At 67.6% G+C, this 21,648-nt stretch carries 20 protein-coding genes; 11 read left to right on the top strand and 9 right to left on the bottom strand.

What is annotated here, in order from left to right:
* Positions 1-77: 77 nt before the first annotated feature.
* Positions 78-1,163, top strand: coding sequence for a helix-turn-helix transcriptional regulator (locus tag KIP89_RS07330; protein WP_369807071.1), 1,086 nt, complete (start codon positions 78-80; stop codon positions 1,161-1,163).
* Between the two features lie 15 nt (positions 1,164-1,178).
* On the opposite strand, the gene KIP89_RS07325 is transcribed toward KIP89_RS07330, so the two are convergent.
* Positions 1,179-2,459: an MFS transporter gene (locus KIP89_RS07325; protein ID WP_213754747.1), complete on the bottom strand. Its 1,281-nt coding sequence runs from the start codon at positions 2,457-2,459 to the stop codon at positions 1,179-1,181.
* A 257-nt stretch (positions 2,460-2,716) separates the two neighbouring features.
* Here KIP89_RS07325 and KIP89_RS07320 point away from each other — a divergent pair, with 257 nt between their 5' ends.
* Entirely contained in the window at positions 2,717-3,754 is a 1,038-nt protein-coding gene (locus tag KIP89_RS07320; RefSeq protein ID WP_213755422.1) for a patatin-like phospholipase family protein, read from the top strand.
* Positions 3,755-3,757: 3 nt separating this feature from the next.
* Positions 3,758-5,209: a GntP family permease gene (locus KIP89_RS07315; RefSeq protein WP_213754746.1), complete on the top strand. Its 1,452-nt coding sequence runs from the start codon at positions 3,758-3,760 to the stop codon at positions 5,207-5,209.
* Positions 5,210-5,227: 18 nt separating this feature from the next.
* Here KIP89_RS07315 and KIP89_RS07310 read toward each other — a convergent pair whose 3' ends face one another.
* From KIP89_RS07310 to KIP89_RS07280, 7 genes are read right to left on the bottom strand one after another with little or no spacing between them, the layout of a single operon-like run.
* The gene (locus KIP89_RS07310) at positions 5,228-6,859 is read right to left on the bottom strand and encodes a complex I subunit 5 family protein (protein ID WP_213754745.1); all 1,632 of its coding nucleotides are present in this window, start codon (positions 6,857-6,859) and stop codon (positions 5,228-5,230) included.
* Between the two features lie 10 nt (positions 6,860-6,869).
* The gene (locus tag KIP89_RS07305) at positions 6,870-8,360 is read right to left on the bottom strand and encodes a complex I subunit 5 family protein (protein ID WP_250152262.1); all 1,491 of its coding nucleotides are present in this window, start codon (positions 8,358-8,360) and stop codon (positions 6,870-6,872) included.
* A 7-nt stretch (positions 8,361-8,367) separates the two neighbouring features.
* Positions 8,368-8,697: an NADH-quinone oxidoreductase subunit K gene (locus KIP89_RS07300; RefSeq protein WP_213754743.1), complete on the bottom strand. Its 330-nt coding sequence runs from the start codon at positions 8,695-8,697 to the stop codon at positions 8,368-8,370.
* A complete protein-coding gene (locus KIP89_RS07295; RefSeq protein ID WP_213754742.1) occupies positions 8,694-9,611 on the bottom strand; it encodes a hydrogenase subunit MbhD domain-containing protein in 918 nt (305 codons plus the stop codon). The genes KIP89_RS07300 and KIP89_RS07295 overlap by 4 nt, the downstream gene beginning before the upstream one ends.
* Positions 9,608-9,907, bottom strand: coding sequence for a cation:proton antiporter (locus KIP89_RS07290; RefSeq protein WP_213754741.1), 300 nt, complete (start codon positions 9,905-9,907; stop codon positions 9,608-9,610). Before KIP89_RS07290 ends, KIP89_RS07295 begins: the two co-directional genes overlap by 4 nt.
* Positions 9,904-10,185 carry a monovalent cation/H+ antiporter complex subunit F gene (locus KIP89_RS07285; RefSeq protein WP_213754740.1) on the bottom strand — a complete coding sequence of 94 codons (282 nt, stop codon included), beginning with the start codon at positions 10,183-10,185 and terminating at the stop codon, positions 9,904-9,906. Before KIP89_RS07285 ends, KIP89_RS07290 begins: the two co-directional genes overlap by 4 nt.
* Positions 10,178-10,681: a Na+/H+ antiporter subunit E gene (locus KIP89_RS07280; protein WP_213754739.1), complete on the bottom strand. Its 504-nt coding sequence runs from the start codon at positions 10,679-10,681 to the stop codon at positions 10,178-10,180. The genes KIP89_RS07285 and KIP89_RS07280 overlap by 8 nt, the downstream gene beginning before the upstream one ends.
* Before the next feature lie 329 nt (positions 10,682-11,010).
* On the opposite strand from KIP89_RS07280, the gene KIP89_RS07275 reads away from it, so the two are divergent.
* Both KIP89_RS07275 and KIP89_RS07270 read left to right on the top strand, forming a co-directional pair.
* Positions 11,011-12,099, top strand: a complete 1,089-nt coding sequence (locus KIP89_RS07275; protein ID WP_213754738.1) for an efflux RND transporter periplasmic adaptor subunit — start codon at positions 11,011-11,013, stop codon at positions 12,097-12,099.
* Complete coding sequence (locus tag KIP89_RS07270; protein WP_213755421.1) at positions 12,099-15,137, top strand: efflux RND transporter permease subunit; 3,039 nt, start codon at positions 12,099-12,101, stop codon at positions 15,135-15,137. The genes KIP89_RS07275 and KIP89_RS07270 overlap by 1 nt, the downstream gene beginning before the upstream one ends.
* Before the next feature lie 216 nt (positions 15,138-15,353).
* Here KIP89_RS07270 and KIP89_RS07265 read toward each other — a convergent pair whose 3' ends face one another.
* The gene (locus KIP89_RS07265; protein ID WP_213754737.1) at positions 15,354-15,950 is read right to left on the bottom strand and encodes a TetR/AcrR family transcriptional regulator; all 597 of its coding nucleotides are present in this window, start codon (positions 15,948-15,950) and stop codon (positions 15,354-15,356) included.
* Positions 15,951-16,094: 144 nt separating this feature from the next.
* On the opposite strand from KIP89_RS07265, the gene KIP89_RS07260 reads away from it, so the two are divergent.
* The 6 genes from KIP89_RS07260 (at position 16,095) to KIP89_RS07235 (ending at position 21,648) form a co-directional block, all read left to right on the top strand.
* Positions 16,095-16,493, top strand: a complete 399-nt coding sequence (locus KIP89_RS07260) for a RidA family protein (RefSeq protein ID WP_213754736.1) — start codon at positions 16,095-16,097, stop codon at positions 16,491-16,493.
* 343 nt (positions 16,494-16,836) lie between these two features.
* Positions 16,837-17,847, top strand: coding sequence for a substrate-binding domain-containing protein (locus KIP89_RS07255; protein ID WP_250152261.1), 1,011 nt, complete (start codon positions 16,837-16,839; stop codon positions 17,845-17,847).
* Between the two features lie 36 nt (positions 17,848-17,883).
* On the top strand, positions 17,884-18,897 hold the full coding sequence (locus KIP89_RS07250) for an extracellular solute-binding protein (RefSeq protein ID WP_213754735.1): 1,014 nt from the start codon (positions 17,884-17,886) through the stop codon (positions 18,895-18,897).
* Positions 18,898-18,969: 72 nt separating this feature from the next.
* Positions 18,970-19,779: an ABC transporter permease subunit gene (locus KIP89_RS07245; protein ID WP_213754734.1), complete on the top strand. Its 810-nt coding sequence runs from the start codon at positions 18,970-18,972 to the stop codon at positions 19,777-19,779.
* A gap of 1 nt (position 19,780) precedes the next feature.
* Complete coding sequence (locus tag KIP89_RS07240) at positions 19,781-20,575, top strand: ABC transporter permease (protein ID WP_213754733.1); 795 nt, start codon at positions 19,781-19,783, stop codon at positions 20,573-20,575.
* Positions 20,572-21,648: an ABC transporter ATP-binding protein gene (locus KIP89_RS07235; protein WP_213754732.1), complete on the top strand. Its 1,077-nt coding sequence runs from the start codon at positions 20,572-20,574 to the stop codon at positions 21,646-21,648. Before KIP89_RS07240 ends, KIP89_RS07235 begins: the two co-directional genes overlap by 4 nt.

Here is a 21,648-nt window from a genome sequence, read left to right as displayed (position 1 = left end):
CTGATTCACATGCGCTCGCACGTTCCCCCGCCACCGCACAGGCCGGCGTGACAACTCGACATAAGCTGTGAAAAGACGTGATAGTCTCCAACGCCGGTAAAGCAGGCGCCGAACGCCTGCGACGAGCGTTCCGGCTTCGCTGGCTGGCGCTCGATACGGCTGGAGAAAGCAGGCGCGGAACGCAGACGATGGGCGATCGACGCCAGTTGGATCTGGATTTTCGCGCGGTGCGATCTGGCTTGGGTATCGGCGAGTTCGTGCGCTCCGGCAAAGTGCTCGGACAGGTCGATGAGGTGTTCCGCGCCAAGGAGCACGGCTATCGCCGCATCGACGACTTCACCCTGCTCCACGTGATGAATTTCGACGTCGGCGCGCCCTACAGCCTGACGATGGCGCGGGCCGATCTCGTCTGCATCCAGGCGACCATCGCCGGCCGCTACAGCCGTTGGATCGGCGAGCGCATGGATCTGATCAACCCGCACATACTGCAGGTGAGCAACATCCCGCTGTCCGTCTCCGACACCGATGCCGGCACGCGGCTGCGCGGTATCCTCATCGTCTGCGAACGCAAGGACTTCATCGACCGTTACGGTCTGAACATCGAGCGGGTGCCGGCGGCCTATCGGCCGATCTTCCTGTCGCGGGACGGAACGCCAGAGGTATTGTCGCTGCCCCTGTCGCCAGCCGGCATCGGCCTGGTGGACCAGATCGTTTCCTGCCGCTATCCCGAGCCGCTGCACGGCATATTCGTCGGGGCGAAGGCGGTCGAAATCATCTGCGATGTCGTCTCCCAGCTGCACGGCCTGCGCCTGCGCACCGCGCCGCGCCTGATCGGCCAACAGGCGAGGGTAAAGGCCATCGAGACCGCGGCGGAGATCTACCGGCGCGAGATCGGCGATCCTCCGACCATCGAACAGCTCGTCCGGCGCGTCGGACTGAACCGCAATGAGTTGACCAGCGGTTTCCGCGACCTCTTTGGCGTCACGCCCCACGTCTATGCGCATACGCGCCGCATGGAACGGGCGCAGGAACTGCTGCGCGCCGGCGAGCTCTCCATCAGCGAGGTCGCCCGGCGTATCGGCTATGAAGGCTATTCAAGTTTCTCGCGCGCCTATCATGCCCATTACGGGCGCGCGCCGTCGCCTGCCGATCCCGGCGGGTAGCACGACGCACGGATCTCAGGAGATGGGCCTGTGCGCCGTCTCCGGCATGTGCCAGATCACCAGAAGGCTGGTCCCGGCGGCGATGATGACATAGCCCGCGGGCGCCAGTGGATTGTCCAGCATCGCGGTCAGCCAGACGGCGATGAAGGGGGCAAAGCCGCCGAAGATGGCCGCCGCCATCGCATAGGACACTGACGACCAGCGCGACCGGTCGGGCGTTGAGAACAGTTCGGCCACAACCGCCGGGCCCGGTCCCGAATAGAGTGCAATGGCGACGCCGAACAGCAATTGAACCCCGACCACCAGCGGGAAGCTTTCAAAGGCGACGATAACCCACATCGCCGGAACCACCAGCGCCAGGACCAGAAGGCAGGAGCATAGCAGGAACGGCCGGCGGCCATAGCGGTCGGACAGCCGGCCGATGAAGGGCACGAGCAGGATGATGGCGGCGATGCAGATGGTGTTCGACCACGTGGCCTGCGCCGCGCTCAACCCGGCATGCCTCTGGGTGAACAGCGGCATGTAGATGAGGAAGACATAGTAACAGACCGTCCAGTGCATGGTGAAGCCGAGCACGGTCAGGCTGGGGCGGCGTATCCGCCGCAGCACCGTGACTGTGGAAGCCCTTGCCGCCTGTTCCCGGCTATAGACCGGCGTCTCGTCGATACCGGTGCGAAGCCACAGCGCCACGATCCCCAGCGACCCGCCAAGGAGGAAAGGCAGGCGCCATCCCCAGTCTTCCATGGTCTCGGGCGAAAGCGTGCTGACGAGTACCGCGGCAACCGCGCTGGCGAGGCCGCTGCCCAGAGCCACGGTCACCGAGAGAAAGCTGGTGGAGAAGCCGCGCCGGCCCTCGGGCGACGTTTCGAGCAGGAAGGCGTTGGCGATGCCCCATTCCCCGCCGGCCGAAAAGCCCTGAACCAGCCGTGCCGCGAGTAGCAGCACCGGCGCGAGCACACCGATCGCCTCGAAGGACGGCAGGACGCCGATGGCAAGGGTCCCCACCGCCATCAGCACGGCGGTGATCATGAGGGCGGGCTTGCGGCCCCGGCTGTCGCCGAGGCCGCCGAGCACCAGCCCGCCCAGCGGGCGCATGACGAAGCTGGCGCCAAACACAGCGAGCGTCGCCAGCAATGCAACAGTGTCGTCCTGCAGCGGGAAGAAGACTTGCGAAAGGTAAACAGCAAGCAGCCCGTAAATGACGAAGTCGTACCATTCGAGCACATTGCACAGCAGAACGCCGACGAAGGCTCGCCGCCGCCGCTTCGCCGTCGGCTCAAGCCCGGCCGGCTTCACCTCGAAACGGCCATGGCCGGCGGGGGCGGGTAGGGCGGTGCAGACATGCCACCTCGGAGGGCCTGGAGACGCGACGGCGGTACACAAGCACAGCCGGCGTTCGCAGAGAAGCGACCTTGATTCACGGCCCTGGCGTCGTCGAAGAATGTTGCGATGCAGCAAGGCGGCTGCTACCGATATACCCTGTCCGGTTCAGAAAGGTGGCGCCCATGCGACGTCCGAAATCCGCCGCGCCCCGCCGACAGCCGCTCGATGTCATGGAGCCCGAGGCCGGTACAGAACGGGAACCCGTCCTCATCGATCTCGCCCTGCAGGGCGGTGGCTCGCACGGCGCCTTCACCTGGGGCGTGCTGGACCGGCTGCTTGAGGAGAAGTGGCTGGAGATCGAGGGCATTTCGGGCACCTCCGCCGGGGCGATGAACGCGGCGGTGATGGCGGATGGCTACGCCGCGGGCGGGCGGGAGGGCGCCCGGGCGGCGCTCGACGCCTATTGGCGCCATGTCGCCGACGCGGCACGCTTCAGCCCGTTCCAGCGCGGTCCGCTCGATGTGCTGCTGGGCCGCTGGACGCTCGATCATTCGCCGCTTTTCGTCACCATGGATCTGATGTCGCGGCTGTATTCGCCCTATGACCTCAATCCCGGCGGCGCCAACCCGCTGCGCGCCATTCTGGAAAAGGCGATCGACTTCGACCGGCTGAGGACGTCGCCGGTCAAGCTGTTCATCACCGCCACCAATGTGCGCACCGGGCGCGGCCGGGTGTTTCGCAATGCTGAGATCACGCCCGACGTGCTGCTCGCCTCGGCCTGCCTGCCCACCTTGTTCCAGGCGGTGGAGATCGACGGCGAGGGCTATTGGGACGGCGGCTATTCCGGCAACCCGACCATGACGCCGCTGGTGCGTGAATTGACATCCGACGACACCATTCTCATCCCGATCAACCCGGTGGAGCGGCCCGGCACGCCGCGCACCGCGTCGGAAATCCTCAACCGGCTCAACGAAGTCTCGTTCAACGCCGTGCTGCTGAAGGAACTGCGGATGATCGCCCTGCTGCGGCAGGTCGCCGATCCCGGCAATAGCGAGGGGGCGCAATGGGCGAAGATGCGCGTCCACCTCGTGCGCAATTCCATCATGGACACGCTCGGCTATTCCTCCAAGCTCAACGCCGAATGGGAGTTCCTTAGCCTGCTAAGGGACGAGGGCCGCAAGGCCGCCGACGCTTTCCTGGAGGCCGATGCGGATAACATCGGCAAGCGATCTTCGGTCAATCTCGACGTGCTGCTCGAAGGGGTGTGAGCCATGGGCCTCATCGGCATCCTGCTCGGCCTTGGTCTTCTCGTCTGGTTCGCCTATCGCGGCTGGAGCGTGCTGCTGCTGGCGCCGCTCGCGGCGCTGATTGCCGCGCTCCTGTCCGGCGAGCCGCTGCTCGCCAGCTGGACGCAGACTTTCATGAGTAGCGCGGCGAGCTTTGTCGGCCAGTTCTTTCCGCTGTTCCTGCTCGGCGCGCTGTTCGGCAAGCTGATGGAGGACAGCGGCTCGGTCTCGGCCATCGCCGAGTTCATGACCGCGAAGCTGGGGGCGCAGCGCGCCATCCTCGCCGTCGTGCTGGCGGGTGCCATCGTCACCTATGGCGGCGTCAGCCTGTTCGTCGCGCTGTTCGTGCTGGCGCCGATGGCGCAGGCGCTGTTCCGTACGGCCGACATTCCGCGCCGGCTGATGGCGCCGGCCATCGCGCTCGGCACCTTCACCTTCACCATGATGGCCCTGCCCGGCACGCCGGCGATCCAGAACGCCATTCCCATGCCGTTCTTCGGCACCACGCCCTTCGCCGCGCCGGGGCTCGGCCTCATCGCCTCCGCCATCATGCTCGGCTTCGGCCTGTGGTGGCTGGCCCGCGCCGAGGCGGCGGCCCGGCGGGCGGGCGAGGGGTTCGGCGACGGCACCGCGACGGTGAACGCCGCTCTCGACGACCCGATGCTGCGCGAGCGGGCGACCACGGCGCGCGAGTTCGATCCGGCCGAGATCGGCCATGGCCACCAGAGCGTGGAGCGTCCCTCCATCGCGCTGGCGGCGCTGCCGCTGGCACTGGTCATCATCGTCAATCTGCTGATGTCCTTCGTGCTTCTGCCGCGCCTCGATTTCGCGTTTCTGGCCGAGGCGCGCTGGGGCGGCATCCCCCTGTCCGCCGTCTCCGGCGTGTGGTCGGTGGCGGTGGCGCTGCTCGTGGCGATACTGGCGACACTCATCATCAATTGGCGGCACCTGCCAAAGCTGCGCGAGACCATGGACGCTGGCGCCAACGCCTCGGTCCTACCCATCTTCTCGGTGGCGAGCCTGGTCGGCTTCGGCGCCGTGGTGGCGGCGCTGCCGGCCTTTGCGCTGGTGCGCGACTGGGTTCTGTCCATCGACGGCGGGCCGCTGGTATCGCTGGCGGTGGCGACCAACATCCTTGCCGCGCTCACCGGCTCGGCCTCGGGCGGGCTCACCATCGCGCTCGACGCGCTGGGACCGGTATTTCTGGAACGGGCCGGCGCGCTCGGCATCGAACCCGCGCTGCTCCACCGTGTGGCGGTGATGAGTGCGGGCACGCTCGACAGCCTGCCGCACAGCGGCGCCGTGGTGACGCTGCTCGCCGTCTGCGGGGTGACGCCGCGGCAGAGCTATCTCGACATCATCATGGTGGCTATCGTTGGCGCCCTGGTGGCACTGGTGGCGGTGATTGCGCTGGGCTCGTTCGCCGGCAGCTTCTGAGGGATCGCCGGGGGACGATCAGCGCGCGGTGCCAAGCGTCGCTCCCAGGATGAGCACGATCGCCATCAGCGCCAGACCGGCAACCGGCCAGCGGCGCAGGGCGGCATCGAGCCGCTCCGCCCCATCGCCGATGCGGCGGACCGCCGGCAGGGCGCACATCGCCAGCGCCGCCACATCGCCCTCGGGGATTTTTGGCAACCCAATGCCTGAGCGGGCAAGGCCGAACGCCAGCAGCCCGCCGAGGAGCAGCGGCCATGTCGCGTCCCACAGCGCGGCGGGAGCGAGGGCGCTTGCAGGCGCATAGCCGATCGCGGGCGCGAACAGCATCCAGCCCGCGAATAGCGAGGCGGCGGCCGTTGCCAGCCATGGCGCACGCAGGCCCCAGCCGGCGACGGCATCTGCCCGCACGGGCGCGGTTTTCGCGACCAGCCGCAGAAAGTGCAGCATCAGCAAGGCGCTGCCGGCGGCCGACAGCGCCGCGAGCGTGCCCGCGAGGCCGTCACCCAGCGGTCCCTTGGCGGCGTATTTGGCCAGCGCGCCGCTGGTCAGCGGCAGGCCGGCGAGGCTGAGGGCCATCACCGCCATCACGCCCAGCGCCAGGGTCCGGTGCCGCGCCCCCGTCGCGGCCATGACCCCGACGCCCATGAAGAGTGCGCCCTTCACCAGCATGTGGTGAAGCGCGTAATAGGCCGCGAGCCGGGACACACCGGCAGCGCCCAGTTCCAGCCCGGCGCCGATGATCGCGGCCACCAGGCCCATCTGGCTCACGGTGGAATAGGCCAGCACGGTCTTCGGGTGGCTCTGGGTGATGCCGATGGCGACGCCGTAATAGGCGGTGAACAGCCCCAGCACGATGAGGGCCGTGCCCCAATCGGCGGCGGGCTGGTCAAATGGCAGGAAGCGGACCAGCCCGATCACCCCCGCCTTGACGATGATGCCGCTCAGCACCGCCGAGGCCGGCATGGGCGCGACCGGATGGGCCAGCGGCATCCACACATGCAGCGGTACGAGGCCCATCTTGAGGCCGAAGCCGAGAATCAGCAGCGCCAGCGTCGCGTCCCGCCAGGGTGAGGCGGGCAGCGACGCCACTGCGTCGGCGATCAACGGATTTCCCGTCGGCCCGGCGGTGGCCAGCAGCACGAAGCCGAGCAGCAGGAAGGCTTCGCCCAGCACCGCCAGCGCCATGTAGATCAGGCTGGCGCTCTCCGCGCGCGGCGTGCCCTCATGCGCGACGAGGCCATAGGCGGCGAGGCTGACGAGGGAGAACATGAGGTAGAAGCTGGTCATGTCCGCGACGATGAACACGCCGAGGCTGCCCGCAAGTGTCAGCAGCCACCAGACGGCGAAGCCGATGCGCGTCGGGTCCGTGGCCATGTAGGTGCGGGCATAGAGGCCGGCGGCGGCCCACAGCAGCGCCGCGCCGCCGAGCAGCATCGCACCGGGCTCGTCAAGCGCCAGCACCAGGCGCATCGGCGCCGGCGCCAGCAGCAGCGACCCGCCGGGCGCCGCCACGGCCGCCACCAGCGCCGGCAGCGGTGCCAGCGGCAGCAGATCGAACACGCGCCGGCGGAAGCCGGGCAGCAGGCAGAGCGCGACGAAGGCGAGCGGCGTGGCGAGCGCGGCGGCGAGCAGGGCTCCGGCAGGCGTCATGTTCCGCTCCTCACGGCAGCGCCCCACGGCCAATGGCAAGCATGTCGAGCGGCTGCAGCGGCACGAAACCGAGCGCCACGGCGCAGAGCGCAAGGCCCAGCGCCGGCCATTCGCGTTCACGCGCCACCGCGCGCGTCTCGATGGCGGTTGCGGGCGCGGCCATGGCGCGTTTGAGCACGCGCGCGACATAGGCGGCCGCGAGCAGGCCGCCGACGCTGATGACGATAGCGACCCACCACGCCCCGCTCAGGATGGCGGCGTTAAGCAGCAGCAGCTTGGCGATGAAGCCGCCGCTGGGCGGCAGTCCCATCAGCGAGAGGCCGGCAAGACCGAAGGCGAACACGCTGACCGGGACAGTGCGCCCGGCCCCGGCGAGGTCGGCGATGCGGTCATGGCCCAGCGCCTCGGCGATCAGTCCGGCGGCGAGGAACATCGCCGCCTTGGCGAGGGCGTGCGAGATAAGCTGCAACATGCCCCCGGTCCAGCCGATCGTCGTCCAGGGCGCGACCCCCGGCTCGATCAGGATGAACATCAGGAACAGATAGCCGATCTGCGCCACGGTGGAATAGGCGATCATCAGCTTCAGCCGCCGCTGCCGCAGCGCGACGACGCTGCACACCAGGATCGCCGCCGCGCCGAGCAGGGCCAGCACCCGAGCCGCCGCCTCGCTCGGCGGCTCCGGCAGCACGTCGAACCACAGCCGGAGGATGATGAAGAACGGCGCTTTCACCACCAGCGCGGACAGCACCGCGCTTGCCGGCGCCGGTGCGCCGGCATGGGCCGGCGGCAGCCACAGATGCAGCGGGAACAGTGCCGCCTTGGCCATCAGCCCGCCGATCATCAGCGCAATGGCGGCGTGGGTGGCGAGGTTGGCCGACGCCCGGCCGTGCAGGGTGCCGATGTCGAGCGTGCCATATTGGCCATAGAGGATCGCGGTGCCCAGCAGATAGAGCGCCGAGCCGATGAGCGCGAAGACGAGGTAGCGCAGCGCCGCCTCGATGGTCTCCGCCTTGCCATCGAGGCAGACCAGCGGCACCGCGGCAAAGGTCAGCAGCTCCAGCGCGACGAACAGGTTGAACAGATCCTCGCCGAGGAAGACGAGGTTGAGCGCGCTCCACAGCCCCATCAGCAGCGACCAGAAGGCGAAGGCGCGACGCCCGCCGGGGGCGTCCTCGGCCATGTCGAATTGCGGCCGGGCATAGAGGGCGACGGCCGCAATGACGAGCGCCGCCATCGCCATCATCACGCCCGAGAGGCCGTCGGCGCGCAGCTGGAGGCCGAGCGGCGGCGCCCACCCGCCCACCACATAGACGATCGCCTCCTTCGAGCGAACGAGGTCGATGCCGATCGCGCTCGCAATGGCGACGCCGACGGCGACCACGGCGAGCGCCACGGTCGCCGGCCGCCTTATGCCCAGAAACGGCATCACCAGCAGGGCCAGCATGCCGATGACCGGCACGACGACGGCAAGCACGAGGAGCGGACCGGTCGTTGTTGCCATGCCCATCTCAGCGCCCCTTCGGATCGTCGCGGAGCCCGTCGGCGGCTCGCTCGGCGGCTCTGAGGGCGGTGAGGCGGCGCAGCAGCATGAGTGCCAGCGCCGTCGCGGCGAAGGCGACGACGATGCCGGTGATGACCAGCGCCTGCGGCACGGGATCCCCCGGCAGGCCGGCCGCCGCACCCCTGCGCGCGGCGACCCCGAACAGCAGGAAGACGCCGGCACCCAGCAGGTTGAAGGACAGCACGCGGCGCAGCGGCGCGGCGTGGGCGAGCACGCCGTAAAGGCCGAGACCGATCAGCACGCAGGCCGCGAGGCCGAAGAGAGACGCGCCGGTCATGCGGATGGCTTCCGCGCGCCCGGGCCGAGGAGCATCAGCAGGAGCATGAGCGCGATGGAGACGGTCAGGGCCATCTCGATGACGATGATCAGCGGCTTCGCCCATCCGTCGGGATAGGCGAGGAAGCTGCCGGGGAAAAGGAAGCCGGCCAAGCCGATGGCGAGGAAGACCGCCGGTCCGGCCACCACAAGCGCGCGCAGCCGCGCGTCGCCGAGTGCCGGCGGCGGCGTCAGGCCGGCCATCATCAGCAGCAGGCCCATGGCGGCGATCAGCGTCGCCGCCTGGAACTTGCCACCCGGCGCGTCGGCGCCGACCCAGAGCAGATGCATGGCGACGACAAGCCCGACCGGCGGCAGGACGCGGGCGAGCAGGTCCAGCGGCGGGCTCGGCGCGGCCGGCGAGGCGGGCGCATCGCGCCAGTTCTCGTCATGCGCCAGCGACCAGATGCCGATCAGCGCCAGCAACACGACGACGGTCTCCAGCAATGTGTCGAGCGCCCGATAGGCGAGCAGCACGGCGGTCACCGCATTGCCGAGGTCGAGCGCGCCGAGCGGCGCCACAGCCTGCATGGCGAGGCTCGGCGCCGGCTCCGGTGCGGCAAGGACGATGACAGCGAGAGTGCCGGCGATGAGGGCGCAGAGAGCGGCGAGGGCGAGGCGCAGCGGGGGAGAGGCCGGCTTCTCCGTGCCGGCGAAGGCGCTGGCGCCGAGCAGCAGCGGGGCGGTCAGGGCGCCGATGGCCGCCTCGGTCAGCGCCACGTCGACCGCGCCGAGGCGAACCCAGGCGAGGGCGAGCAGCAGGCCGAAGGCGATGAAACCGATCACCGCCGCGCGCGCCTGCCGCGCAAGCACGCTGAACAGCGCCACCGCCAGCAGGGTGACGACCAGAACGGCGTCCAAACTCGCGTTCATCATCCCCGCCCGCATCCCCGCCCGCCCTGCACCAGCCGCGCGATCATCTGGCTGGCGACCGCGCCGGCAAACAGCGCGAGAAGCCAGATCACCAGCAGCTTCAACGCGCCGAGCGCGCTGCCCGCCTGCGGCATCAGCCCCAGCACGATCAGCCCGAGGCCGAGATTGTCGGCCTTGGTCAAGGCGTGCAGGCGCGACAGCGCATCGGGAAAGCGCAGCAGCCCGATTGTGCCCGCGAGGAAGAAGAGCAGCCCCGACCCCACGGCCATCAGGGTAAACAGGTCGATCAGCACGCTCATGACAGCTCCCGCGTCTCGTCCGCCGGGTCGGCCGGGGCGGCGGCGAACAGCGCGGCGCAGGCGAAGGCGGCAAGCAAAGCGAGGGTGAGCGCGACGTCGAGGATGGCGGCGACGCCCTGTGCCACGGCGAGCAGCGCGGCCACCGCCGTGCCACCGGTGCCGGCGAGCTGAACGGCCATCAGGCGATCGGCGGCGCTCGGCGCCCGCAGCAGCCAGACGAGGCCGCAGGCGATCAGCAGGAGGAGGATCAGGGCGGCGGCGGTCAGCAGCTCAGCCATCGGCGTTCCCTCGGATGCGAGAAAAATCGGCCTCTCCGGCGGCGACGGCGGCGGCGACCGGCTGGTCGAGGTCGAGCGCATGGACCAGCAGCGTGGCCTCGTCGCGCATCACCACCGGCAAGGTGCCCGGCTGGAGGCTCAGATAGGCGTGGAAGGCGTCGCGGCCGGTGCCCGCGGCAAGACGGGTCGGGCAGGGCACGAGGCCGGGCCGCAGCGGCAGGGATGGCGCGAGCGCCCGACGCGCGACGTCGAGGCCGGCGAGCAGCGATTGCCCGGGAAAGCGCAGAGCCAGCCGGACCAGCGCGCCGATGGCGACCGGCCGTCCGCCGGGCCGCAGCAGCACGAGGCTGAGCCATGACGCGGCGATCGCGGTCAGCGCGCCGACGGCGAGACCGGCCCGCCCGCCGCCATGCAGTATGAGCCAGAGCGCGAAGAAGGCGAACGCACGCGGTGCCCCGCGACGCAACGATTCAGGCAGGCGCAAGAGGCGTGGCATCGGGGGCGTCCTCCCGCGTGATGATGACGACCACCGCCGCGCGGCCGCCGATCCGCGCTACTGTGCCGAGCGATGCGGTCCCAAGGCAATATGGCGGACGCCGCTGTCGTGCGCATCCCACGCAAAACCGCCGACTGCCGGAACGGAACGCATAGAAACGGGACGTCATGTCGGTTTCCTCGCCCCGGTGGCCAAGTATAGTTGTCCCGCTTGCCGACGGTGGGCGGGATGTCACAATGCGATGACCCCTTCGCGCTATCGCGAATGGTCACCTCACGCATCGTCATATCCTGACGGCTGGGCTGGATTTGCGAAGGGACGGAACCAGAATGACGACGACGGTAAGACCCTTGGCGATTGTCGTGATGCTCGGCGCGAGCCTGCTCCTCGCGGGATGCGGGGAAGAGGCCGAAGTCGAAGCTCCTGCGCCCCGGCCGGTGCGTGTCGTCACGGTCGAGAAGGTCATGGGCGGGCAGGTCGCCTCCTTCACCGGCGAGGTGCTGGCGCAGGACGAGGCGTCGCTCGCCTTCCGCGTTTCCGGTCGGATGATCGAACGCAGCGCCAATGTCGGCGATCAGGTCAAGGCCGGTCAGGTCGTCGCCCGGCTCGATCCGCAAAATGCGCTTAACGCGCTGCGCTCGGCGCAAGCGGCGCTGGCGGCGGCGGAGAGCCAGCTCGTCACCGCGGCCAACACCTTCGGCCGGCAGGAGCAGCTGCTTGGCAACGGCTTCACCACGCAGGCGAATCATGATGCCGCCCGAACCGCGCTGCAGGCGGCGCAATCGGGGGTGGACAATGCCGAGGCCCAGCTCAAGATCGCCCAGGACAATGTCAGCTACACCGATCTGGTCGCTGATGCCGCCGGCACGGTGACGGCGCGCGGCGCCGAGCCCGGCGAGGTGGTGCAGGCCGGGCAGATGATCCTCCAGCTTGCGCGGCAGGGCGGGCGCGACGCAGTGTTCGATGTCCCCGCGAACATCCTGCGCTCGGCATCGGCCGATCAGGTTATCACCATCACCCTGAGCGACGACCCCGGCGTGACCGCCACCGGACGGGTGCGCGAGGTGGCGCCGCAGGCGGATCCGGTCACCCGCACCTTCCGCGTGCGCGTCGGCCTCGACAACCCGCCCGCCGCGATGCGGCTCGGCTCCACCGTCATCGGCCGCGTCGAACTTGGCGCAACCGCCGCAATCGAACTCCCGGCCTCCGCCCTCACGGCGGTCAATGAGCGGCCGGCCGTCTGGGTGGTCGATCCCGTCACCGGAACGGTGGCACTGCGCAACATCGAGCTGCGCCGCTTCTCGCAGGCCAGTATCGCCGTCGAGTCGGGGCTCAGCCCCGGCGACGTCGTGGTGACGGCGGGTGTTCAGGCACTTCACCCCGGCCAGAAGGTGCGTCTGCTCGGGGCGGGGTCGTGATGCGGTTCAACCTGTCGGAATGGGCCGTCCGGGAACGTTCGCTGGTCCTGTTCTTCATGTTGGCGGTGGTGGTTGCCGGCGTGTTCGCCTATACGCGGCTCGGCCGGGCCGAGGACCCCTCATTCATCATCAAGACCATGGTGGTGCAGGCGGCGTGGCCCGGCGCCGGCATCGAGGACACGCTCCAGCAGGTCACCGAGCGGCTGGAGCGGACGCTGCAGGAAACGCCGCATCTCGACTTCATCCGCAGCTACACGCGCCCCGGCATCACCACCATCTTCGTCAATCTGAAAGGCAGCACCACCGCCGAGGAGGTGCCGGACGTCTGGTATCATGTCCGCAAGAGCGTCGGCGACATGGCCCACACCCTGCCGCGCGGGGTAGTCGGGCCGGGCTTCAACGACGAGTTCGGCGACACGTTCGGCCTCATCTACGGCTTTACCGCCGACGGCTTCACCCATCGCGAACTGCGCGATTATGTCGAGCGGGCCCGCTCGGCGCTGCTGCATGTGCCCGATGTCGCCAAGATCGAGCTGCTGGGCGAGCAGGACGAGCAGATCTTCGTCGAATTCTCGGTACGCGATCTCGCCAATCTCAGCATCAACCGTTCCGCTCTCGTCGCCGCCTTGCGGGCCCAGAACGTCGTTCAGCCCGCCGGTGCCATCCAGACCGGCGACGAGAAACTGGTCATCGACGTCACCGGCGCCTTCGGCTCCGAACAGGACATCGCCAACATCAATTTCGCCGTGGACGGGCGCATGCTGCGCCTCGCCGACATCGCCACCGTGCGCCGTGGCTATGCCGACCCGCCGCGCCCGCTGTTCCGCACCAATGGCGAGCCGGCCATTGGTCTTGCCATTGCCATGCGCGAGGGCGGCGACATCCTCCAGCTCGGCCGCAATGTCGACGCCGCGATGGCAGCGATCAAGGCCGAATTGCCTCTCGGCATCGAGCCGCATCTGGTCGCCGACCAGGCGGTGACGGTGGCCGACGCCATCTTCGAGTTCATGGAATCGCTCTGGCAGGCCATCCTCATCATCCTCGTGGTGAGCTTCATCGCGCTCGGCGTGCGCGCCGGCCTCATGGTGGCGCTGACCATTCCGCTGACGCTGGCGGGCGTGTTCGCCATCATGTGGCTGCTCAACATCGACATGCAGCGCATTTCGCTCGGCGCGCTCATCATCGCGCTGGCGCTGATGGTGGATGACGCCATGACCACCACCGACGCCACGCTCGGGCGCCTCGCGGCTGGCGAGCCTAAGGAGGTCGCGGCGGTCTACGCCTTCAAGACCTACGCTTTCGCCATGCTGGCCGGAACGCTGGTGACGATCGCCGGCTTCGTTCCCGTGGGCTTCGCCGCCTCCTCGGCGGGCGAATACACCTTCACCTTGTTCGCGGTGGTGACGATCGCGCTGCTGGTCTCCTGGCTGGTGGCGGTGGTTTTTGCTCCGCTGATCGGCCTTGTCGTCCTGAAACCCCCGAAAAAGGCTGCTACGGGGCCGGGACGGATCATGCGGCTCTATCGCCGCCTGCTCTCGGCGGCGCTCACCGCCCGCTGGCTGACCATCGCCATCACGCTCGCCCTCTTCGTCCTGTCGGTGTTGGCGCTGCCGCTGATACCACGCCAGTTCTTCCCGTCCTCCGACCGGCCGGAACTGCTGGTCGACCTGCAACTGCCGCAGAACGCCTCGATCCACGCCACGGAGCGCGCCATGGCGCGGCTCGACGCGGCGCTGAAGAACGATCCCGACGTGGAACGCTGGAGCGGCTATGTCGGGCGCGGCGCGATCCGCTTCTATCTCCCGCTCAACGCGCAGCTTCCCAACGATTTCTTCGGCCAGGCGGTGATCGTGGCCAAGGATGTGGAGGCGCGCCAGCGACTGGAGGCCAAGCTGGCGAAGCTGCTGGCCGAGCAGTTTCCCAATGTGGTGAGCCGCGTCTCGCCGCTGGAGCTTGGCCCGCCGGTCGGCTGGCCGATCCAGTATCGCGTGGTCGGGCCCGATCTCGGGCAGGTGCGCGACATCGCCTTCAAACTGGCCGAGGTCATCGCCGCCGATCCGCTGACGCGGGCGGTGAACTATGACTGGATCGAGCCGGCGCGCGAGATTCGCATCCGCGTCGATCAGGACCAGGCACGGCTGCTCGGCCTCTCCACCGAGGCCATCGGCTCGGTGCTGAACACCGTCGTCAGCGGCGCGCCGGTCACGCAGGTGCGCGACGACATCTATCTCGTGGACGTCATGCTGCGCGCCACCGACGAGCAGCGCGTTTCGCTCGACACGCTGCGCACGCTGGAAGTGCCGCTGCCTAGCGGGCGGACGGTGCCGCTCAGCCAGTTCGCCAGCTTCGACTATGAACAGACCTATCCGCTGGTGTGGCGCCGCGACCGGCTGCCCGCGCTGACGGTGCAGTCCGACATCGCGCCCGGCGAGTTGCCGGAGACGGTGGTGGGCCAGCTGGCGCCCGAGATCGACGCCCTGGCGAAGACCCTTCCGGCGGGCTACCGCATCGAGACCGGCGGCACGGTGGAGGAGAGCGCGGCCTCGCTGGCCTCCGTCATGGCGGTGCTGCCGCTGATGATCCTCATCATGCTTGTCGTCCTGATGTTCCAGCTCAGGCGCTTCTCACTGACCTCACTGGTCGTCAGCGTCGCTCCCCTTGGACTCATCGGCGTGGTTCTGGCGCTGCTGGTTTCCGGGCGCCCGCTGGGCTTCGTCGCCATCCTCGGCGTGCTGGCGCTGATCGGGATGATCATAAAAAACGCTGTGATTCTCATAGGTCAGATCGAATCCGAGCGCGCCGCCGGCAAGAACGCGCGCGAGGCGGTGATCGACGCCTCCTGCGCCCGCTTCACCCCGATCATGCTGACGGCGCTATCGACCGTGCTCGGCATGATCCCCATCGCCCCCACCGTCTTCTGGGGCCCCATGGCCTTCGCCATCATGGGTGGCCTGATGGTGGCCACACTGCTCACTCTGGTCTTTCTGCCCGCTCTCTATCTCGCAACGGCAGGACGGGAACGCGCATCGCCGGCCTGAGTCCGGCGGGGGGAGACGGCCGGTCAGGCAAGCTCGCCTGGCATGTTGGCGGTGGATGTCTCCGCGCCCCGGCACTGGCGAGCGACGGGCTGGTCAACAAGGTCGGCATCGGTGCCATCCGAACGTCCAAGGCGCCGCCGATGGCACATGTCCGCAGCGCATTCGACGCCAACACTTTCGGTGCATGGCGATGGCCCGGGCTTCGCTCGAAAAAACCTAGCCCGACTCTGCCAGGAAGCCTTCGGCCATCATGCGGAACGCTGAGATCGCCTTGGGGAGAGCGAGGTTCGGCTCGTCGCTGGCTGCGACCCAGAGAGCCGCGTTGAAAGCTGCGCCGCTCAGGAGGCGCGACGCGGCCTCGATGTCGACCGGCCTCATCACGCCGTCCTCGATCAATTCCGCAACCGTCTGCTTGGTCACGTTCAGGCAGGCATTCTGGCTGGGCCATTGTGACGGATCTCCCAGGAAGGCAGGTCCATCGAGCAGCACGATCCGCCGGATTTCCGGGTCGAGCGCCATCCCGATATAGGCGGCGCCTTCTGCCAGCAGCCCCTCCCAGGCTGTCGTGCTCGCGGCTGCGGCCTGACGCGCGCGGGCCGCCATCTCGCCATCGACCTGCGTGACGACGGCGCTCAACAGACCCGTCTTGTCCCCGAAGCCATGATAGAGCGCCCCGCGGGTAAGCCCGGCTTCCGCGGTGAGCTCATCCATCGAGGCGGCCGCAAAACCATGCTTGGCAAACGCCTTGCGCGCTGCGGCGATCAACCTGGAACGGTTGGCTTCCATCGTTTCGGCACGCCGCATCTTCGCCATTGGCCCTCCATTCACATACGTTGCGTATCTGAATTTGACACACGCAACGCCTCCCATTATCACATACGCGGCGTATGCGAACGCCCAGGCGTCGCCGGATTATCCATCAGCGCAGATCGCTCACCATGTGAAAGGAACAATGTGATGGCTCAACTCGAAGCGATCTTTCCCGCCAATCGTCATGCCTTGTACGAGGCGCACGGCTATTCGGCCGCGGTGAAGGCGGACAACCTGCTGTTCGTCTCCGGTCAGGTCGGCAGTCACGGCGATGGTTCGCCCGAGCCGGACTTCGAGGCTCAGGTCCGTCTGGCATTCGCCAATCTTGAGGCGACCCTGAAAGCGGGTGGATGCGGGTTCGACGATATCGTCGACGTGACGACCTTTCATACCGATCCCGAAAATCAGTTCGGCACGATCATGGCCGTCAAAAAGGACGTCTTCCCGAAGGCGCCTTATCCGAACTGGACGGCGGTCGGCGTCAACTGGCTCGCGGGGTTCGACTTCGAGATCAAGGTGATCGCGCGCATTCCGAGCCCCGCCTGATCCATCTCCTCGAGCACCCGGCGCCTCGGGGAATGGCGCGGACGAGTGCCGTATCGCAACGCGTCCTCACAGACCTTACGGCCCGGATCCGAAGCCCTTCCAGCGCATGTGACAGCTCCGCGCCACAGCGAGCGCCGTCGCGTTCGCCGCCGTGAGGGAATGCGAGACGCTTAGGGTTACGAACATGCCGTCAAAGACGGCAAGCCGATCCCAGAGCCCCGCGGTCGCCCCTTGGTCACTGAAAACGACTGAAAACCCGTCATCCAGGCAATAAGATTGTCCGTTAACTCTCGTCATCAGACGGCACCGACGGAAGTCGGGGCCGACACGCAGCGGCGGTCGGATGATGAGTGCAACAGAGACCACAATTCGGGAGGTTGCCGCGCTGGCGGGTTGCTCCATCGCGACCGTCAGCCGGGTCGTTACCGGCCACGGACCGGTCAGCGACCAGATGCGCAAGCGCGTCGTGCAATCAGCGTTGGAGCTTGGGTTTCCGCTGACCCGCACCCTTGCGCAGGCGCGTCCCGTCATCAGCGTTCTGGTACCGAGCCTGACCAATCCGGTCTTCGCCGGCGTCGTCGCAGGCATCGAGCAGCGCGCCCGCGCTGCCAACATGTTCACCATTCTCGGCCAGTCAAACTACGACCCGGCGCAAGAAGAGGATGTCGTTTCCACTCTGATCGGCGAACGCCCCACCGGCATGATCTTGACGGTCTGCGATCCCGCCACCAGCCGGGCTCTGGAACGGGTGCGCAAGGCGGGGATGCCGGTGGTCACCATCTACAACGAAGGCACGCCTGATGGGGTGGCGTCAGTCTCAGTTGACAGTCGCGGCGCGGTCCGCCAGCTGACCGAGGAACTCCTGTCGATCGGTCATCGCCGCATCGTGTTCGTTGCCGGCAAGTTCACCTCGTCGGATCGTTCAAGCTATCGTTATCAGGGCTATCGCGACGCGATGGTTGCGGCACGGCTGATCGCATCGCCGCCGATCGAGGTCGACTTCATCGATGCCACCAAGGATATCGATCTCACCGAGGTGCTCAGCACACACCAGCCAACCGCAATCATGGCCTCGAACGATCTCCTGGCGCTGACCGTGATCGCTTCGCTACGCCGCGCCGGGCTCTCGGTTCCCGGCGATGTGTCGGTCACGGGTTTCGATGGCATCGACTTCGCCCGGCAAAGTTCTCCGAAGCTGACCACGATCCGGCAGCCATCCCAATCAATGGGAACGCTTGCCGCCTCGCTGCTGCTGGAAATGGCTGCCGGACACAAGGCTCCGATGCAGCTGCGTCCCGATTTCATTCCGCTCGCGGGCGAGACCGTCGCGCCGCCCCGGCCGCGCGAGCCTTAGCCCAACGTCCACCACATCAACCGGAAAGCCACGTTCATGAAAGCCGGCCTGCTGTCTCTTGGCCTTGCCGCCGCACTCAGCGTGTTCTCGTTTGCCCCGCTCCCGGCGCAGGCGCAGGACGCCATATGCTATAACTGCCCGCCGGAATGGGCGAACTGGGGCGAGATGCTCAAGCTCATCCGCGCCGATCTCGGCCTCACCATCCCCGGCGACAACAAGAATTCCGGCCAGGCCGTCGCCCAGATCCTTGCTGAGCGCGGCAACCCGGTCGCCGACATCGCCTATCTCGGCATCAATGCAGGCATCTCCGCCGGCAAGCAGGATCTGGTCGAGGCCTGGAAGCCCGAGCGTTTCGCCGAGATTCCACAGGGCCTGAAGGACCCTGATGGCCGTTGGTGGGCGGTGCACCAGGGCACGCTCGGCCTGTTCGTGAATGTTGACGCTCTGGGCGGCGCGCCGGTGCCGGCGTGCTGGTCCGACCTGACCAAGCCGGAATATAAGGGCCTTGTCGGTTATCTGAACCCGACCTCGGCTGCCGTCGGCTATGTCTCGGCGGTCGCAATCAACACCGCGCTCGGCGGCTCGTTCGAGAATTTCACCCCGGCGATCGACTATCTGAAGCAGCTCAAGGCCAATGACGCCCTCGTCACCAGCCAGACCTCCTATGCCCGCACGGTCTCCGGCGAGATCCCGATCCTGCTCGACTACGACTTCAACGCCTATCGCGCGAAATACACCGAGAAGGGCAAGTTCGAGTTCGTCCTGCCCTGCGAAGGCTCGGTGAGCTTTCCCTATGTCATGACGCTGGTTAAGGGCGCGCCCCACCGCGCCACGGCCGAGAAGGTCCTGAACTTCCTGCTGTCCGACAAGGGGCAGATGTTCTGGAGTACCGCCTATCTGCGTCCTGTTCTTCCGGTGAAGATGCCGGCCGAGATCGCCGAACGCTTCCTGCCCGCGAGCGAGTATCAGCGCGCGGTTGCGGTGGACTGGGCTGCCGCCCAGGCGGCGCAGGCCGGGTTTTCACAGCGCTATCTCTCCGAAGTGCGCTGATGCTTCGTCCTTCCCGGGGGGCGTGGGTCACCCCCCCGGGAACGACCCACAGGTCTTGAACGACAGGCTCCCATGACCAGCAAGCGCTTCGACCTGTTGCTGATATTGCCGCTGGCGATCTTCACGCTCGCCTTTCTCATCCTTCCGCTGGCGCGGCTGGCCGTCGAGGCTGGCAGCGGGCCGGGTGGTCTTGCGAACTTCGTCGCCATCCTCACCGAGGCGCGTTTCCGCAACAGCCTCTTCGTTACGCTCATTCTGGCTGTCGTGACGACCGTCGCGACCCTGACCGTCGCGACCATAGCCGCGCAGACGCTGGCAAACCGGAAGTTCCTCGGGCGTGGGCTCCTTCTTTCGCTGCTGACCTTCCCGCTGGCATTTCCCGGCGTCGTGGTCGGCTTCATGATCATCCTGTTCGGTGGCCGGCTCGGTCTGGTCGGTGGCGTCACCAAGTCCCTGTTCGGCACCAATGTGATCTTCGCTTATTCGCTGTTCGGTCTTTTCCTCGGCTATCTCTATTTCTCGGTGCCGCGCGTGCTGCTGACCATCCTGGCCGCGGCGGAAAAGCTCGATCCTTCGCTGGTCGAGGCCGCCCGTTCGCTCGGTGCCGGCCCCTTCGCGATCCAGCGCGACGTGGTGCTGCCGGCCCTGTTCCCGGCCATGTACACCGCAGGGGCGCTATGTTTTGCCACCGCCATGGGCGCCTTCGGCACCGCCTTCACGCTCGCCACCAATATCGATGTGGTGCCGATGCTGATCTATACCGAGTTCACCCTCGCCACCAATGCCAGCATGGCCGCTGCAATCTCGATCGCGCTCGGCCTCATCACCTGGGTGACACTGGCCATCGCCCGCAGCCACGCCATGCGTGGCGAGGGAGTGTGAGATGCACCGTCGATGGACCAGCCTTGCCGGCATTGTGGTGACGGCGCTGCTCACCCTTTTCCTCGTCATTCCCGTGCTGCTCTCGGTCTATGCCGGCCTTACCGTCAGCTATGCGCGTGGCATGTCGGCGGGTTTCACACTCGACTGGGTGCGGCAGGTCTGGGAGCTCTATTCCGAGACCGTCTGGCGCAGTCTTGCCGTCGCGCTGTTGACGCTGATGCTGACGCTGCTGATCGGCGTGCCCGGTGCCTATGCGCTGGTGCGGCGCGGTGGGCGCTTCGCCCGCGTGGTGGAGGAGATCGTCACCCTGCCGGTGGCCGTGCCCGGCCTCGCGCTCGCTCTGGCGCTCATCCTGAGCTACGGCAATCTCGGCATCTTCCGGCAGTCGACCCTGTTCGTCGTGGTCGGGCACGTGCTGTTCACGCTGCCTTTCATGATGCGCGCCGTGATCGCGGTGCTGGAGACCATCGACTGGCGTACGCTGGATGAAGGCGCGGCCAGCCTCGGTGCCCCGGCCTGGCGGCGCTTCATCGACGTGATCCTGCCCAATGTGCGGCCCGGCGTGGTCGCCGGCGCGCTCACGGTCCTCACGCTGTCGATTGGCGAATTCAATCTCACCTGGATGCTGCACACCCCGATGACCAAGACGCTGCCCGTGGGGCTTGCCGATGCCTATGCCTCGATGCGCCTCGAGATCGCCTCGGCCTACACCCTCGTCTTCCTCATCATGATCATCCCCCTGCTGATCGGCATTCAGCTTGTCGCCGGGCTTACCGAGAAGCGGATGACGTCATGAACTCGCCGAACCCCACTGCTGCCGTCCGGAACGGCTCATCGATCACCACCCGCGGCCTGACCAAGACCTTCAACGGCCACCGAGTTCTTCAGCCGACCGATCTGGAGATTGCGGCGGGCGAGATCCTCGTCCTGCTCGGTCCCTCTGGCTGCGGCAAGACCACGCTTCTGCGCTTGATCGCCGGGCTGGAGCAGTCCGACGGCCCCGACATGATCCGCTTCGACGGCGAGGATGTCAGCGCCGTGCCGATCGAGAAACGCGATGTCGGCATGGTGTTCCAGTCCTATGCCCTGTTCCCCAATATGACGGTCGCCGAGAACGTCGGCTACGGTCTGAAGATCCGCAAAATGCCGCGCGCCCAGCGTGAGGAGGAGACGAAGCGGCTGCTCGCGCTGGTCGGGCTGGAAGAGTATGCCGGGCGCCGCATCTCGGCGGTTTCCGGTGGCCAGCGCCAGCGCACCGCCCTCGCCCGCGCTCTGGCGATCAAGCCGCGTGTGCTGCTGCTCGACGAGCCGCTCGCGGCGCTCGACGCCGTACTGCGCGAAAGGTTGCGGGTCGAGATCGGCCTGCTTCTGCGCGAATTCGGCATCACCGCAGTCTATGTCACCCATGATCAAGCCGAGGCCATGGCGATCGGCGACCGGATCGCGGTGATGCAGCGCGGCCGCATCGTGCAGATCGACGCGCCGCGCGAGATCTATCATCGCCCGATCAATGATTTCGTGGCGGACTTCGTCGGCACCATGAATCGGGTGCGCGGGTCGGTGCGGGCTGGCGCGCTCATCCTCGACGCGGGTGAGACCACGGCACGCATCGCCGTCGGCGGCCCGGATCGGGAGACCACGCTGTGCTTCCGGCCAGAGGCGGCGCGCCTCGCCGTCGATGGCGGCGCGGTTCGCGCCCGGATCAGGGCGACGACCTTCTTCGGCGCCACGCAGCGTCTGGTCGCCGAGGTCTCGCCCGAGTGCCAGTTGCAGCTCGACCTGCCTTCAAACCAGAGTTTCGTTCCCGGCCAGATCATCAGCTTCGATATCGATCCTGCCGCTATCCTCGAATTCAAGCCTGAGAGCTGA

The organism is Ancylobacter radicis (assembly GCF_018449475.1).
Taxonomy (GTDB): Bacteria; Pseudomonadota; Alphaproteobacteria; order Rhizobiales; family Xanthobacteraceae; genus Ancylobacter; species Ancylobacter radicis.
The sequence above is the reverse complement of the archived record's forward strand: the minus strand, read 5'-3'. Positions and strand labels throughout refer to the sequence as shown.

Bases quoted from the DNA above. Each gene is read 5' to 3' on its own strand.
- KIP89_RS07245 (WP_213754734.1), top strand. From the start codon at position 18,970: ATGACCAGCAAGCGCTTCGACCTGTTGCTGATATTGCCGCTGGCGATC.
- KIP89_RS07320 (WP_213755422.1), top strand. From the start codon at position 2,717: ATGGAGCCCGAGGCCGGTACAGAACGGGAACCCGTCCTCATCGATCTC.
- KIP89_RS07235 (WP_213754732.1), top strand. From the start codon at position 20,572: ATGAACTCGCCGAACCCCACTGCTGCCGTCCGGAACGGCTCATCGATC.
- KIP89_RS07270 (WP_213755421.1), top strand. From the start codon at position 12,099: ATGCGGTTCAACCTGTCGGAATGGGCCGTCCGGGAACGTTCGCTGGTC.
- KIP89_RS07305 (WP_250152262.1), bottom strand. From the start codon at position 8,360: ATGGCAACAACGACCGGTCCGCTCCTCGTGCTTGCCGTCGTCGTGCCG.
- KIP89_RS07250 (WP_213754735.1), top strand. From the start codon at position 17,884: ATGAAAGCCGGCCTGCTGTCTCTTGGCCTTGCCGCCGCACTCAGCGTG.
- KIP89_RS07275 (WP_213754738.1), top strand. From the start codon at position 11,011: ATGACGACGACGGTAAGACCCTTGGCGATTGTCGTGATGCTCGGCGCG.
- KIP89_RS07290 (WP_213754741.1), bottom strand. From the start codon at position 9,907: ATGAGCGTGCTGATCGACCTGTTTACCCTGATGGCCGTGGGGTCGGGG.
- KIP89_RS07300 (WP_213754743.1), bottom strand. From the start codon at position 8,697: ATGACCGGCGCGTCTCTCTTCGGCCTCGCGGCCTGCGTGCTGATCGGT.
- KIP89_RS07265 (WP_213754737.1), bottom strand. From the start codon at position 15,950: ATGGCGAAGATGCGGCGTGCCGAAACGATGGAAGCCAACCGTTCCAGG.
- KIP89_RS07255 (WP_250152261.1), top strand. From the start codon at position 16,837: ATGATGAGTGCAACAGAGACCACAATTCGGGAGGTTGCCGCGCTGGCG.
- KIP89_RS07280 (WP_213754739.1), bottom strand. From the start codon at position 10,681: ATGCCACGCCTCTTGCGCCTGCCTGAATCGTTGCGTCGCGGGGCACCG.
- KIP89_RS07315 (WP_213754746.1), top strand. From the start codon at position 3,758: ATGGGCCTCATCGGCATCCTGCTCGGCCTTGGTCTTCTCGTCTGGTTC.
- KIP89_RS07240 (WP_213754733.1), top strand. From the start codon at position 19,781: ATGCACCGTCGATGGACCAGCCTTGCCGGCATTGTGGTGACGGCGCTG.
- KIP89_RS07310 (WP_213754745.1), bottom strand. From the start codon at position 6,859: ATGACGCCTGCCGGAGCCCTGCTCGCCGCCGCGCTCGCCACGCCGCTC.
- KIP89_RS07285 (WP_213754740.1), bottom strand. From the start codon at position 10,185: ATGGCTGAGCTGCTGACCGCCGCCGCCCTGATCCTCCTCCTGCTGATC.
- KIP89_RS07260 (WP_213754736.1), top strand. From the start codon at position 16,095: ATGGCTCAACTCGAAGCGATCTTTCCCGCCAATCGTCATGCCTTGTAC.
- KIP89_RS07295 (WP_213754742.1), bottom strand. From the start codon at position 9,611: ATGATGAACGCGAGTTTGGACGCCGTTCTGGTCGTCACCCTGCTGGCG.